The organism is Streptomyces sp. NPDC058619 (assembly GCF_042717785.1).
In the GTDB taxonomy this organism is placed as follows: Bacteria; Actinomycetota; Actinomycetes; order Streptomycetales; family Streptomycetaceae; genus Streptomyces.
Genome location: NZ_JBHXQN010000015.1, coordinates 110,184 through 123,773, shown reverse-complemented (window position 1 = coordinate 123,773; position 13,590 = coordinate 110,184). Strand labels below are relative to the sequence as shown.

The following is a 13,590-nucleotide window of genomic DNA, read 5'->3' as shown; positions in this document are numbered from 1 at the left end:
ACGTCGAACGTTCAGCCGAACCGATATCGCCAGAGATTGCCGAAGCCGTGTGTGACGAGGAGAGAGCGCTGTGAGCAACGAGAACGAGGGCACCGCGGCCCCCCAGCACCCCGCGGCCCCGTCCGTACCACCTGCTCCGGCCTCCGAGACGCGGGCTGCGGGCCCGGCCCCGCAGCCCGCTTCCGCGCCGGTTCCGCCCGTCTCCGAGCCGGTGACCCAGCAGCTTCCGCCGACGACCCCGCCGGGGACCGAGCCGACGCAGCAGATCCCACCCGTCCCGGCGCACCCGGCCCCGGCGTACGGCCATCCGCCGGCTCCCGCGTACGGCCAGGCCCCCCAGGGCCAGGGCTACGGCCAGGGTCCCCAGGCCCAGGGTCCGGCGTACGGCCAGGGCCCCGGCCCGGCTGCGCACGGCGCCGAGGGGTGGCCGCCCCCGCCGCCCACCGTCCCGGCCTACAGCGGCGGCGGCCACGGCGGCGGCTGGGGCACCCCGCTGGGCGCCGACGGCACCCCGCCGCCCAAGCCGAAGGGCAAGGGCGGTCTGATCGCCGGCGTCCTCGTCGCGGCCCTGCTCGCGGGCGGCATCGGCGGCGGCGTCGGCTACTGGGCGGCCGACCGGAGCGACAACGGCACCGGCTCGACCACGATCAGCGCGGGCAACACCCCCAAGGACCTCAAGCGTGAGGCGGGCTCCATCGCGGGGCTGGCGTCCGGAGCGCTGCCCAGCGTGGTCACCATCGAGGCCTCGGCCGGCGACGGCGAGGGCGGCACCGGAACCGGCTTCGTCTACGACCAGCAGGGCCACATCCTCACCAACAACCACGTCGTGGCCTCCGCCGCGAACGGCGGCAAGCTCTCCGCGACCTTCTCCGACGGCAAGAAGTACGAGGCCGAGGTCGTGGGCCGTGCCCAGGGCTACGACGTGGCGGTGCTCAAGCTGAAGAACCCGCCGGCCGGCCTCAAGCCGCTGCCTCTCGGCGACTCCGAGAAGGTGGCGGTCGGCGACTCCACCATCGCGATCGGCGCTCCCTTCGGCCTGTCGAACACGGTCACCACCGGCATCGTGAGCGCCAAGAACCGCCCGGTCGCCTCGGGTGACGGCTCCGGCGGCAAGAACTCGTACATGAGCGCCCTGCAGACGGACGCCTCGATCAACCCGGGCAACTCCGGGGGCCCGCTCCTCGACGGACGCGGCGCGGTCATCGGCATCAACTCCGCCATCCAGTCGGCCGGCAACGGCGGCTTCGGCGGCGGTCAGGCCGGCTCGATCGGCCTCGGCTTCGCCATCCCGATCAACCAGGCGAAGAACGTCGCCGAGTCGCTGATCAAGACGGGCAAGCCGGTGTACCCGGTGATCTCGGTCTCCGTGGACCTCCAGGCCAAGGTCGCGGGCGCCAAGATCTCCGAGCAGGGTGCGCCCGCCAACGAGTTGGTCGACCCGAACGGCCCGGCCGGCAAGGCGGGCCTCAAGCCCGGCGACCTGATCACGGAGTTCGGCGGCAAGCCGGTCGACAGCGGCCCGACGCTCATCAGCATGATCTGGACGTACAAGCCCGGCGACACGGTGAAGCTGACCTACCAGCGCGACGGCAAGCCGAGCACGGTCGACATCACGCTCGGCTCGCGGGTCGGCGACAAGTAGCCGGGGGGACAAGCAGCCGACAGCGGGGGGCTGACGGTGGCGGGTCCGGAGGGGCCGTAGGCGGGATTCCGCCTGCGGCCCCTCCCAACGTCCGCTTATGCTTCGCTCGTGTTCGATTCCCGGCACATAAGGACGTTCCACACGGTCGTGGCCTCCGGGTCCTATTCGGCGGCTGCCCGCGTCCTGGGGTACACCCAACCCGCCATCACCCAGCAGATGAAGGCGCTCGAACGCGCCGTCGGCACCCCGCTGTTCACCCGGGTCGGCCGCAGGATGCAGCTCACCGAAGCGGGGGAGTCCCTGTCCCGGCACGCCGTGAGCATCCTCGGCAGCCTCTCCGCGGCCGAGGCGCAGCTGAAGGCGTACGCCCGCCTGCGCACCGGCCGGGTCCGGCTGTGCGGGTTCCCCAGCGCCAACGCCACCCTGGTCCCCGAGGCGCTCAGCGGCCTGGACAAGGACCACCCCGGCATTCAGGTGGAACTGCTGGAGGGCGAGCCCCCGAACTCCCTGCGCAGGCTGGAGCGCGGGGAGTGCGACATCACGCTGGCCTTCACCTATCCGGGGCTGCACGAGGAGATCCCGGAGGAGGTCGCCGAGGTCAGGCTGCTGGAGGACCAGCTGACGGTTCTGCTCCCGACCGGCCACCCGCTGGCCCGGCGGCGCGCCGTGCACCTGGCCGACCTCGCCGGGGAGCGGTGGATCGCGGGCTGCCCGCGCTGCCGGGCGAACCTGCTGCACGAGTGCGCCGAGCTGGGCTTCGTACCCGACATCCGCTTCGCGACCGACGACAACCTGGTGGTGCAGAGCCTGGTGGCGCAGGGTCTGGGCGTGGCGATGATGCCCGCGCTGGTGCTCCCCTCCCTGTCCCTCAACCGGGTCTGCGGTCGGGCGCTCCAGCCCGCCGCCCGCCGTCACATCGCCGCCTACGTCTACCGGGACCACCTGCGCGTCCCGGCGACGGCCGTGGTGCTCGACGCGTTGAAGCGGGTCGCGGCGAACCGGGTCGGCTGCTGACCGACCCATAAGCGGTGCTTGGGCTTTCGGGTCACAACTGTCGTTGGACGTGATGGAACGTCCGCAGGACCCTGCCGACATGACCACCACCACGCCGGCCCCTCCCACCACGAGGATGGCCGCCCTCGTCAGTGAGATCCGTACTGTCGTGCACCGGGGCCTGGCTCCCGACCTGACCGCGTACCTGGTCGGCGAACGCCTCGCACCGCACCTGGGCGCTCCCGACCTGTTGACCCCGGCCCAGAGCGAAGGGTCCCCGGACCGTTACCGGCAGCACATCCTGCACGCCGAGTCCGACGGCAGCTTCTCGGTGGTGGCCCTGGTGTGGCTGCCCGGCCAGGAGACCTGCATCCACGACCACGTGTCGTGGTGCGTGGCCGGCGTGCATCAGGGCGAGGAGAGCGAGCGGCGCTACCGGCTGGCGCCCGGCGTCGGAACGGCCCGGCTGGTGGCCACGGAGGACGTGGTCAACGGGCAGGGCGAGGTGTGCGGTTTCGCCCCGCCCGGTGACATCCACCAGGTCCGCAACTCCTGTTCCACCACGGCGATATCCCTCCACGTGTACGGCGCCGACGTGTCCCGCCTGGGCACCAGCATCCGCCGCTCCTACACGCTCCCCGTCGACTGATGGCGCTCCTCCACCGCCCCCAGGGGGCGTCGGCGGCCCGCACTGTTTCACGTGAAACATCGGGTCCCTGGACCGGCCTGGCGACGGCCGCCGGTGGTGCGCTGGCGGCCTGGGTCATCCACCGGGCGTTGCCCGCGGTGCCGATGCTCACCGCCGCCGTGGTGCTGGGCATCGCTGCGGCGCACCTGCCCGGCCTGCGGGGCTTCGTACGGGGATCCGCCCGCCCGGGGCTCTCGCTGGCCGGCCGGAGGCTCATGCGGATCGGCATCGTCATGCTCGGCCTCGGACTGGGCCTGGACCAGGTGCTGCGGCTGGGCTGGGCCACGGTGGCCATGGTCGCCGGGGTGGTCGCGGCCACCTTCTTCGGCACGCTCTGGCTGGGCCGCCGGCTCGGGCTCCCGGGAGATCAACCGCTGTTGATCGCCACCGGATACTCGATCTGCGGAGCCTCGGCGATCGGTGCGGTCAGCGAGGTGTCGGGCAGCGACGAGGAGGACGTGGCCGCCTCGGTGGCGCTGGTGACCCTGTGCGGCACCATGGCCATCGCGGTCCTGCCGCTGCTCCAGAGCCCGCTCGGGCTCTCCGATCCCGCCTTCGGGCGGTGGGTGGGGGCAAGCGTCCACGACGTCGGCCAAGTGGTGGCGACCGCGCAGACCGCCGGCCCCGGAGCGCTCGGCGAGGCGGTCTTGGTCAAGCTGATGCGGGTGGCGCTGCTCGCCCCGCTGGTGGCCGCCGTGGCCTTCTCCGTACGAGCCCGGCGGCGCGGGATCCGCACCGCCGCGGGGCGTCGGCCGGCTCCGGTACCGCTGTTCGTGACCGGGTTCCTGGCGGCGGCCGCGCTGCGGGCCACGGGAGCGCTGCCCGACGCGGCCCTGGAGTGGGCGCACACCGCGCAGGAGGCACTGCTGGCGGCGGCCCTGTTCGGGCTGGGGAGCGCGGTGCACCTGCCGACGCTGGCCCGTACCGGGGGGCGTGCGGCGGCCCTGGGGCTCGGCGCCTGGGTGGTGGTGGCCGGGGCCTCGTACGTGGGCGTACTGCTCACCGTATGACCCTTGCACGGCAAGGAGTTGGCCAATTGGTGGCCAGAACCGACCGAACGTTCCGACTGCCTCCTGACATCGACGCGCGGCCGTGCCACTCTGCCCCGGCAAGCCGCACCGCGCAGAGCCGATCCGCACCGACCGTTCTTCACCCCCACCCTGCCCCGGTCCGGGCACGGCAGAAGGAGTCCTGCGTGAATCGTCATCGCACCATCTTGTCCGTCGTCTTATCGGCAGGGGCCCTGATCGCGGGCGCCCTGACGGCCGCGGCCCCCGTGACCGCCGCAGACACCCCCGTCTCCGCGTCCTTCCGGCAGCAGCACGCCCCGGGTTTCTGGACCGTGGAGCGCATGCGCGGGGCGACCGCGCTCGACATCACGGCGGTCCCCGGCCCGTCCCGCGTCCCCGTCGCCTCGGCCCCGACGCGCCCTACGGCCATCGCACCGACGGCCCCGTCCCCCGTGTCCCGCACGGTCTCCCCCACGGCCTTCCCGCAGGCGGGAGGTGCCTGGACGGGCGGCGGCGCGGTCGTGAAGACCTCGGGCCGCGTCTTCTTCACGATGGGGAGCCGGACCGCCTCCTGCTCCGGCGACTCGATCACCAGTGCCAACGGCAGCACGGTCATCACGGCCGGCCACTGCGTGAAGTACCAGGGTGCCTGGCACACGAACTGGGTCTTCGTCCCCGCCTACAACAACGGCACCGCCCCCTACGGCCAGTGGTCGGCGACCAAGACGTTCGCCACCGACCAGTGGGCCGCGAGCGAGGACATGAACATGGACGTCGGCCTGGCCGTCGTCGCCCCGCTGAACGGGCAGACCTTGGCCCAGGCCGTGGGAGCGCAGGGCATCCTCTTCAATGGCGGCTACAGCAAGAGGATGTACGCCTTCGGCTTCCCGGCCGCAGCCCCGTACGACGGCACGAAGCTCGTCTACTGCAGCGGCAACAGCGGCAAGGACTTCCTCCTGACGAAGGACCACAGCTTGGCCTGCAACATGACGGGCGGCTCCAGCGGTGGCCCCTGGTTCCAGGACTTCAACGAGGCCACCGGCCTGGGCACCCAGGTCTCGGTGAACAGCTTCGGCTACACCTTCCTGCCGAACCGCATGTACGGCCCGTACTTCGGCAACGAAGCCAAAGCGGCCTACGACAAGGCCCAGACCGCCTGATTCCGCACCCGCCCCGGCGCCCTCCACAGCCCGGTACTCTGTACCGGCCAGGTGGGTTGCCCGAGCGGCCTAAGGGAACGGTCTTGAAAACCGTCGTGGCAGCGATGTCACCGTGGGTTCAAATCCCACACCCACCGCCAGGTGAGAGAAGTAGCAGGTCAGAGGGCATGTCTTCGAACCGGGGGCGTGCCCTCTGCGCTTGCCCTGTCTCACTTTGGGTCCCCGGTATCTCACTGTTGATCAGCGTGTCTGGGCCATCTGTGGGCCAAGATCCGAGTGTTACCGCTGCTCAGCCCTTTCTAGATCAGCTGGTTGGTTCGAGGCTGCCCCGCAGGATCTTGACGCAAAGGCGGAACAGCACCGTGAGGCTGCGCGCCTGGCGTGTCCGCAGGTCGCGTGAACTAAGGCGCAGGCATACGCTTGAGAAGATCTGTGGTAGACGCCCATGAGTGTCCGAACACGGACACGCGGACGTCTCACCGTCGGTGGCTTGGGACACGGCCCCGGCTCAGCACCAGGTGGGGGCGCACACGCACAAGGTGGTCCTGATGGCTAATATGTACATCCGTGCACCTAGGCGAGCGATTGCCAGTGCAAGCGCCGTTCTCGTAGCGGGATCTCTGGCATTGACGGGTACAGCCGCCGGCGCGCCCCCTGAACCTGTCAATTTCTCGTCGTTCTATGAGATCCGGGCGCGCCACTCGGACATGTGCCTGGACGTCGCTCACCAAAGCAAGGCCCATGCTGCCGATGTGATCCAGGGCAGATGCTGGGGTGGGTGGAACCAGCAGTGGCGAGTTGTCCGACTCAGCAGCGGATTCCTTGAGATCCGGGCGCGCCACTCGGACATGTGCCTGGACGTCGCTCACCAAAGCAAGGCCCATGCCGCCAACGTGATCCAGGGCAGATGTTGGCAGGGTGAAAATCAGCAATGGAACGTAAGAGGCACGTCCTCGGCAGACTTTGAAACGCTCCCCGATGGGACTTCCATGCCGAAGGAGGGAGCGTGGTTGAGGATCATCGCCCGCCACTCTGGAGGCGTCCTGGATGTTGCTCACCAGAGCAAAGCCCACGCCGCCAACGTGGTTCAAGCGCAGTGGTGGGGTGGCTGGAACCAGCAATGGCAGTTCCTCAAGGTAGCCTAAATACAGGTCAGATAAGCAGCAGGTCAGAGGGCGGGTACCCGAATCGGGTGCCCGCCCTCTGTGTGGGCCAGGCGCCAGGATCCCGGAGTCACCCGCCTCTCAGTCCCTTCTCGATGAGTTCGTTGGCCCGGTCCTGCTGGCCTCGAAGGATCTTGGCGTAGAAGCGGAAGAGCACCGTGAGGCTGTGCCCGGCTCGGCGTGCTACCTCCACCGGGTCCACCCCCGAGTTGATCCACAGCGACACCCCGGCGTGCCGCAGCGAGTAGGGCACGTCTGCTAGAGGCGTTGCTGCTTCCTCTGTCCCCAGCGCCTTGACCCGGGCGGCGTCCCAGAGGTCGCAGTACTCCGTTGACCGGACGCGCCCACCCTGCGCTGCACGGAACAGCCGACCGTCATCGGCCACCCCGTACTTCTCCTTGTGCCCCCGGAGCATCGTGGTCAGGACGGGCGGGATGGGCACTGATCGGGTCGCAGTGCGAGCACGGCGCTTCAGTCCTCGCTGCTCGAACGACTGCCCGTCGTCGGTCCACCCCGAGCCGACCTCGGGGCGACTTCCCGCGAGGACAAGCTCTCCCCACCCGGCTGAGGGCAAGGTGCAGTCCGCAGCGCGAAGGGCGGCGATCTCCGAAGGGCGCATGGCCGCGTAGTACAGGCAGCCGAAGAATGCAGCCATGTGCTCCCCTCGTCCGCCAGACTGCTTCACGGCGTCGATCAGAGCTGCGGCCTGATCGGGGTTGGGTACGTACCGGAAGTCGACCTCGTCGTCCTTGTAGGGAGCGGTCCAGTCGAGACGGCCGAGGGGGTTGGCGGGGAGGGTGCCGCGCTCCACGGCGTATCGCAGGGCGTTGCTCATGACCATGCGCTTCCGGTTCACAGTGTTGTCCGCAGCCGGCTTCCCATTGAGCTTCTTGGATAGGGCATCAAGGGCCCCACGCAGGCACTCCGACCGTGCGACCTCGGTCATCTTGACCGTGTTCGACGCGACCCAGGTGAGGGCTGCCGCGATGTCCTCGGGCGGCTTCTCGACCTCGTGTCGCAGGCGAAGGGGGCCGCCGTCTGCCTGTACCGCGCGGAATGCCCACCCGTACAGCGCCTTCCGCAAGACGGTGGAGTCGGGAGCGCCGCGTGAGCTGGATACGAACGCTGGCGTCACGGTGGCGAACGTTTCCGCGATGCTCGCGCGGTGCTTGGCTGCGGCCTTCGGCCACTTCATCAGTACGTAGGCCGTGGCGTGCTCGTACCAGGTAGGCGTGCTCAGCGCTTCGAACTCTGAGGCCGGCAGTCCGGTCTGCTCGTCGAACTGCTCCCGGTTGCGCAGCGCGGTGAGCAGCTCAGAACGTCGGCCGTCGGCCTGCACATTGAGCTTGAAGCTTCGGGAGTGCGCCCGTACTCCCACTCGCCACCGCAGCTCGAACGGCTTGGGGCGGCCCTTCCGCTCCCGAATGGACCAGATATCAACGTCGTACGTCAGCATGTCTCTCCAAAGGGAGAGGGGCCCACCGAAAGGCGGGCCCCTCAGTGTCGGGTGGATCAGGCAGCGGCTTCCTCGCACCCGCAGAGCCAGGCGTCCAAGTCAGCACGACGGACGCGAAGCTGGCCGTTGGGGAGCTTGATGAGTCGCGGGCCCTGCCCACGGGCGCGCATGCGGTAGAAGGCGGCGCGACTCATGCCGAGTTCAGTCAGTACCTCGGGAAGCTTGAGCATCTGGGGGCGGGCCATCGTCGTCCACTCCTTGCCGTCTGGGCTGTCCTGGGCGTGTTGGATTCACATTGCGTTGAGTCGCGACTCAACGCGTCTCAGAGGTGGTCTGCGAGGGGTTGAGTCGCGTTGAGTCGCGACTCAGGGGAATGTGGCTCGGACTGCTTGAGCGTGATCCCGCTGTACGCGGGGACCTGCCGGCCGTACTGGTCGCGTGGGCGGGTTCGGCGGAGCTGGGGGACGACGGATTGGAGGTTGCGGCCGAAGACCTGTTTGGTTCCGGCGCGTACGCCGTTGTCTTCGGCCCACTCGCGCCAGACGGCCCACAGGGCGTCGACGGGTACTTCGCAGGCGGGGCCGGCGTTGCAGCGTTCGCGGACGAATGCGCTGGTGGGGGATGCGGTGTCCTGCATGATCATGACCGCGTCTTGGGAGGATGCGGGTTGGGTGATTCGGCCGGTCTGCTGGAGTCGGGCGAGTCCGTCGAGGGCCCAGTTGAGGATGCCGGGCATCTCGCGCTTGAGGGATTCGTCGAGGGTGGTGTCTTCTTTGCCGAGCCAGGAGACGGTCATGTTGAGGACGATGAACCGTCGGGCGATCACGCCGGAGGAGTCTCCGAAGCTGGGGAGTTCGTTGGTGAGGATCATCAGCCGGGTGGGGAGCTTCCCGGTCCACAGGTCGCGGTACTTGCGGTCGATGTCGATGGTGTCCTCACCGGAGATGGTGAGGAGCCGTTCCACGACCTGACCGCCCTCGTTGCCGGTCAGGCGTGCGTCGGAGATGACGGCCAGGGGCTTGTCTACGAGGGAGGACAGTCCGAAGTTGGTGCCGAGACTGGCCAGGGTGGGTCCGGCGATGTTCTTCTTGCCGACGAACTCGGTCAGGACGCGGGTGATGGTGCCCTTCCCGGACCGGGTGGGCCCCTTCATCAGCAGGATCTTCTGCTGGTCGGTGCGGCCGGACAGGACGTAGCCGAACCATTCCTGCAAGGCCTGGATGGCGCTGGGGTCCTCGGGCCAGAGCTGGTTCAGGAACTTCCGCCAGGCCGGGGCCGTGGCGTCCTTGTCGTAGGCGAACGGCACCGACACCAGGTTGAAGAACCCCGGCGTGTGAGGCAGCAGCGCCCGGTCCCGGATCCGCAGGAGTCCGTTTTCGCAGGCGACGATCGGGCTTCGGTCCCCAGCAGCTTCCTCCTGCTCGGTCCAGGACGGGGCGTCCACCTCGGAGGGCAGCAGGGTGATGGCGGACAGGGTGTCCAGGAGGTTGCTGAGCTTGGTGCGGGTGGGCGCCCACTCCTTGACCTCGGGCACGCCGTCCTTGTCGCATCCGGCGACGTAGGTCGCGTGCTCCAGCTGCTCGTACAGCCGCTTGCGCATCCGGAGGTCTTCGAACTCGCGCCAGCAGGTGCCCGTCCAGCGCATCCACGCGCCCCGCCACCGCCGGCACAGCAGGCGCCCCTGCTCGTCCTGCCAGTCGGGCAGGATCCGGCGTGCGACGGCCATGGGGTTGGACGGAGCGGGCAAGTCCTTGGCGAGGCTCATGCGGCCTTCCTCCCTTCCTGGGCGGGCGTGATGTGGGCGCAGGTGGTGCGGTGCTGCCCGTGGTCGGCGATCAGGGCGAGCGCCCGGCGTTGGCCGGCGGCGAACAGGTCCCGCCCGCACGCGCACCAGGACCGGACCGACGGGGTCACGCCGCGTCCGGGGGCGGTGATGTGGAGCCAGGCGACGGGGCGGCGCCCGTCGTCCCAGCCGAGGTCAGAGCGAAGGACAGAAGGGACGCCTTCGGCGACGACCTTCGGCGCACCACCGCCGTCCGTGGCGCGGGTCGGTTCGGCGGAGCGAGGGCCGGTGGTCACGATGCCCTCACCGCCATGACGGGAAGGCCGCCGCGCGTGACCGCGCGTTCGGCGTACGCCTCCGGGACGCCGACGTCGACGGCCGCGCCGATGACCTGGAGCCCGAGCGTCTCCAGCCCGCACGGCCCCGGGCAGGCGGTGTGCTGGTTGGCGAGAAAGCGGGCAACGCCGTAGGCGGTGCTACCTGCGCCCTGCTCGCGGCAGGCGGCGATCCTGGCGAGCCCCCGGGCCAGGCCGGTCTGTACGAAGGTGTCGGTGTGGCGGCACCCGGTGGCCACCGACCGGTCCCAGGTGGCGCGGCCGGGAGAGGAAGAGTCCACCTCCCCCCGAGGCGGCCGGGTGGACTCTTCCCTCACGACCAGCGCCCGGACGAGGTCCGGCAGAGCCGTAATGGGGCCGATGCCGGGGCCGCGCCACACGGTGTAGGCCATGAGGGACTTGATGTCGATGCCGGGGCGGACCTTGTTGGCGGACTGCATGGCGCCCCGGTAGATCCAGTGCTCGCCCCGGGTGGTCGGGACGACCTTGGTCGCGGGGAGGGCCTGGCGGGCCCACGCGATGGCGTCGGCGTTGTCGAGGTCCACGACGGTGAGGTCGGCGCCGCCGGGGTGGTAGGCGACGCCTCCGGCCTGGTGCCAGGCGCGGGCCCACGCCGGGGAGGTGAGGCCGTCCGGGTCGGTGGTGGCGGCGGCCCAGCCGTGGCAGGGGGCCGGGCACTGGCAGGGCCCGGCGTACTTCATGTGCGGCCGGTCGCCGCACAGGCAGGGACCGGCGGCCTTGCTGCTCGTGCAGGCCGGGCAGTTGCCCACGGGGAGCTTGCTCGCGCGCAGGGGCAGGACGGGCAGGCCGATCCCGGCGAGCCAGAGCGCGGTACGCAGGTGGGCGGGTAAGGCCAGCCGGTTGGGGTCTCGCGGGAAGTCGGTCGGGTGGGTCATGCTGGTCTCTCCAGTTCTTGCGTTCTGGACGAGAGCGGCCCCGGTCATTGGCGTGAGTGGGGGCCGCTCTCGGCATGTTCGGACGGGTGAAACGGAATCCCTGCTGCCGGGCGGGCAGGGAGGCGTAGGCACCCCCTGCCGGGAGGCTTGTGGAGGGGGTTTCGGCGGTCTGACCTGCGGTGCCTCCCTGCCTCCCTGGCAGATCATTTCCGCAGGTCAAGTCCAGGGATGGGGGTCAGGGAGGCGGTTAGGGAGTTCTCCCTGCCTCCCTGACCCGTGCGGGGGTCGGCTCCCTCTACTCGGCGGCGGAAGCGGAACCCGTCTCGGGCCGGTTGGCGAGGAGGCGGGCGACGCGTTCGCGGCCGATGACCATCCGGCCGTCGGACTTGTAGGGAGCGGCGGGGGTGCCGTCGAGGACGCGCTTGAGGTCGAGGAACGACCAGCCGCCGTAGGCCTTCTCGTTCAGCGTGGCGAGGCGCTTGAGGACGTCCTGCGTGAGGACGCGCGGCTCGGTGCCGAGCACGGACAGGATGTCCGCGAGCGGGTCGACGGCCGGCCCGTGGTCGATGCTGCGGGCGGTGGTGACCCCGTCGCGCAGAGCCTTCGCCCGGTCGGCGATCAGGGCGGCCTGTTCGGTGTCGATGTAGTGCGTGCGGACCGTGATGGACGCCTGCCCGGCCGGGATCGCGATGCCATCCGAAGCGACAACCACGGTGCCCTTGTCGAGACCTTGACGGAGCAGGTGCGGGGCGGCCCCGCCGTCGATGGCCTTGTCTCCCAGGGCCATGCGGGCCTGCGACTCGGTGCCGAGGACGAGGGAGATGCGGGTGTGGGCACCTTCGCGGACGAGCTTGGGGAGGTTCTGGTCGGTGGGGTCCTGCGTGCCTTCCCACAGGGTGACGTCGACGGCGCGGCCCTGGTTGTGGATCTTCCGGACGGCCATGAAGTAACGGGAGGTGGCCTTCGACCCGCCGTACGGGCGCTTGTCGGTGCCGATGGCCGGGCACATGAACGCGACCTGCGCTTCGTCCACGATGCCGACGAGCGGCGTGAAGACGGTTCCGGGCGGGGCCTGGATCCGGCGCTCCATCTCCGCCACGAGCCCTTCGAGCATCTCTGTCGCTTCGATGACGTGCTCGTCTGTCGGGCCCTGGATCAGGGTGGTGGCCAGGCCATCGAACATGCCCCAGTCGCCCACGCCCTTGAGGTCAGCGATCCGGAACTCCACCGTGCGGTCCAGCGCGAGCCAGAGTGCCAGGGCGCGAAGGGCTGCGGTCTTGCCCTGGTTGGACAGACCCGTGGCCAGCACCATGCGCTGGTACAGGCTCATGGCCGCAGCGTCGCCGCGCAGGTCCTGACCCCACGGGGCCTTGCCGGTCTTGTAGTTCGCGGTCATCGTCTCGTCGGTGACCAGCGGAGACGGTCCGATCGGCTGGTCAAGGGCGCCGGAGTCGGCGATCCACAGCCGGACCGTGCGGGCGGCGGCCGGCAGGGTGATGAACACCTCGTGCTCGTGCCGGGCGAGGTTCTCGGCGAGCTTGCGACGGCGGCCCTGGACTTCGGCGGTGGAGACGCCGGAGGGGAGGGTGACGTCGACTTCCACGCCGCATCCGGCGATGCGGATCGGGCCGAGCATCGCGGCGCCGGCATCCCCCATGTCCTTGATGGCACCCCTCAGCGGGGCGATACCGAGGTCGCGCAGGGCGGTGACGACGATGGACGGGGTGATGGGTGCTCCGGCGTCGTCGCGGTGCTGGGCGGGGAGCGTCCACTGCGGTGCGGTCTGCTGGCGGCGGCCGACGCCCCACAGGGCCAGTAAAGCCATCCACGGGCCGACCGTGAGCGCGGGCCCCCACACCACGGTGGCCACGACCACGATCGTGCGGATCGTCTCGATCACGGCGCTGATCGGGGCGAACAGCCACGAGATGTCCTTGTTGGCTATGGCCAGCACGATGCCGAGCAGGAGGAGGCCACCGACGGTGAGGCCGGTGCCGACGGCCGCGCTTTTGGCGAGGTCGGGGGCGGAGCGGAGCAGGTCCATGCGGCGGTGGTGGCGGCCGGAGCGGAAGCGCTGCAGCCGGTCCTCCCACTCCTTGGCCTCCTCCCAGTTCCCGGCCGCTTCGGCGGCCCGGATCATCCGCTCGTACCGGGAGGCGGTCCGCCCGTCCCACGTCCGCTTAGCCGTGATCCGGGTGCCGCCGATGACGTACATGCCGTGCCGGGCCACCAGCCGCGCGGCGGTCTTGGTGCGCTCGCTGGTGACGGCCGTACGGACACCGGAGGCGGTGCGCTTCCACACCCGCACCGGCCGGACCGTGCCGGCGGCGGCCGGGGCCGGGGTGGGGATGGGGGAAGCCGCGGTAACCGGGTCGGTCGAGGTCGAGGGGTCTTTGAACAGGGGGACGACGTTGTCGGTCATGCTGGGGACTCCTGGTCCTGCTGAGAGGCGGGATGATGGAGC

Annotated in this window: 12 protein-coding genes and 1 tRNA gene; 7 read left to right on the top strand and 6 right to left on the bottom strand. The window is 70.2% G+C overall.

Annotated features, from left to right (window positions below; genetic code table 11):
- Positions 1–70 precede the first annotated feature (70 nt).
- The 7 genes from ACFWTC_RS17585 (at position 71) to ACFWTC_RS17555 (ending at position 6,638) form a co-directional block, all read left to right on the top strand.
- A complete protein-coding gene (locus tag ACFWTC_RS17585; protein WP_384027745.1) occupies positions 71–1,642 on the top strand; it encodes a S1C family serine protease in 1,572 nt (523 codons plus the stop codon).
- A 108-nt stretch (positions 1,643–1,750) separates the two neighbouring features.
- Positions 1,751–2,656: a LysR family transcriptional regulator gene (locus ACFWTC_RS17580; protein WP_383925677.1), complete on the top strand. Its 906-nt coding sequence runs from the start codon at positions 1,751–1,753 to the stop codon at positions 2,654–2,656.
- A gap of 79 nt (positions 2,657–2,735) precedes the next feature.
- Positions 2,736–3,284 carry a cysteine dioxygenase gene (locus tag ACFWTC_RS17575; protein WP_383925674.1) on the top strand — a complete coding sequence of 183 codons (549 nt, stop codon included), beginning with the start codon at positions 2,736–2,738 and terminating at the stop codon, positions 3,282–3,284.
- Positions 3,284–4,333, top strand: coding sequence for a YeiH family protein (locus ACFWTC_RS17570; protein ID WP_384027743.1), 1,050 nt, complete (start codon positions 3,284–3,286; stop codon positions 4,331–4,333). The genes ACFWTC_RS17575 and ACFWTC_RS17570 overlap by 1 nt, the downstream gene beginning before the upstream one ends.
- Before the next feature lie 185 nt (positions 4,334–4,518).
- Positions 4,519–5,493 carry a peptidase gene (locus ACFWTC_RS17565; RefSeq protein WP_383925669.1) on the top strand — a complete coding sequence of 325 codons (975 nt, stop codon included), beginning with the start codon at positions 4,519–4,521 and terminating at the stop codon, positions 5,491–5,493.
- 50 nt (positions 5,494–5,543) lie between these two features.
- A tRNA-Ser gene (locus tag ACFWTC_RS17560) sits at positions 5,544–5,633 on the top strand.
- A 408-nt stretch (positions 5,634–6,041) separates the two neighbouring features.
- Positions 6,042–6,638 (top strand): RICIN domain-containing protein, encoded by a 597-nt coding sequence (locus tag ACFWTC_RS17555; protein WP_384074239.1) that lies wholly within the window; start codon positions 6,042–6,044, stop codon positions 6,636–6,638.
- A gap of 88 nt (positions 6,639–6,726) precedes the next feature.
- Here the strand turns inward: ACFWTC_RS17555 and ACFWTC_RS17550 are convergent, their stop codons facing one another.
- The 6 genes from ACFWTC_RS17550 to ACFWTC_RS17525 form a co-directional block, all read right to left on the bottom strand.
- On the bottom strand, positions 6,727–8,112 hold the full coding sequence (locus tag ACFWTC_RS17550; RefSeq protein ID WP_384027740.1) for a tyrosine-type recombinase/integrase: 1,386 nt from the start codon (positions 8,110–8,112) through the stop codon (positions 6,727–6,729).
- A 56-nt stretch (positions 8,113–8,168) separates the two neighbouring features.
- Complete coding sequence (locus ACFWTC_RS17545; protein ID WP_384027738.1) at positions 8,169–8,357, bottom strand: helix-turn-helix transcriptional regulator; 189 nt, start codon at positions 8,355–8,357, stop codon at positions 8,169–8,171.
- Between the two features lie 77 nt (positions 8,358–8,434).
- Positions 8,435–9,877: a phage/plasmid primase, P4 family gene (locus ACFWTC_RS17540; protein WP_384027736.1), complete on the bottom strand. Its 1,443-nt coding sequence runs from the start codon at positions 9,875–9,877 to the stop codon at positions 8,435–8,437.
- Positions 9,874–10,191, bottom strand: a complete 318-nt coding sequence (locus ACFWTC_RS17535) for a hypothetical protein (RefSeq protein WP_384027734.1) — start codon at positions 10,189–10,191, stop codon at positions 9,874–9,876. Before ACFWTC_RS17535 ends, ACFWTC_RS17540 begins: the two co-directional genes overlap by 4 nt.
- Positions 10,188–11,126 carry a bifunctional DNA primase/polymerase gene (locus tag ACFWTC_RS17530; protein WP_384027732.1) on the bottom strand — a complete coding sequence of 313 codons (939 nt, stop codon included), beginning with the start codon at positions 11,124–11,126 and terminating at the stop codon, positions 10,188–10,190. Before ACFWTC_RS17530 ends, ACFWTC_RS17535 begins: the two co-directional genes overlap by 4 nt.
- Before the next feature lie 295 nt (positions 11,127–11,421).
- Complete coding sequence (locus ACFWTC_RS17525; RefSeq protein ID WP_384027730.1) at positions 11,422–13,548, bottom strand: ATP-binding protein; 2,127 nt, start codon at positions 13,546–13,548, stop codon at positions 11,422–11,424.
- Positions 13,549–13,590: the final 42 nt, after the last annotated feature.

Bases quoted from the DNA above. Each gene is read 5' to 3' on its own strand.
- ACFWTC_RS17555 (WP_384074239.1), top strand. From the start codon at position 6,042: ATGGCTAATATGTACATCCGTGCACCTAGGCGAGCGATTGCCAGTGCA.
- ACFWTC_RS17530 (WP_384027732.1), bottom strand. From the start codon at position 11,126: ATGACCCACCCGACCGACTTCCCGCGAGACCCCAACCGGCTGGCCTTA.
- ACFWTC_RS17570 (WP_384027743.1), top strand. From the start codon at position 3,284: ATGGCGCTCCTCCACCGCCCCCAGGGGGCGTCGGCGGCCCGCACTGTT.
- ACFWTC_RS17525 (WP_384027730.1), bottom strand. From the start codon at position 13,548: ATGACCGACAACGTCGTCCCCCTGTTCAAAGACCCCTCGACCTCGACC.
- ACFWTC_RS17575 (WP_383925674.1), top strand. From the start codon at position 2,736: ATGACCACCACCACGCCGGCCCCTCCCACCACGAGGATGGCCGCCCTC.
- ACFWTC_RS17550 (WP_384027740.1), bottom strand. From the start codon at position 8,112: ATGCTGACGTACGACGTTGATATCTGGTCCATTCGGGAGCGGAAGGGC.
- ACFWTC_RS17545 (WP_384027738.1), bottom strand. From the start codon at position 8,357: ATGGCCCGCCCCCAGATGCTCAAGCTTCCCGAGGTACTGACTGAACTC.
- ACFWTC_RS17540 (WP_384027736.1), bottom strand. From the start codon at position 9,877: ATGAGCCTCGCCAAGGACTTGCCCGCTCCGTCCAACCCCATGGCCGTC.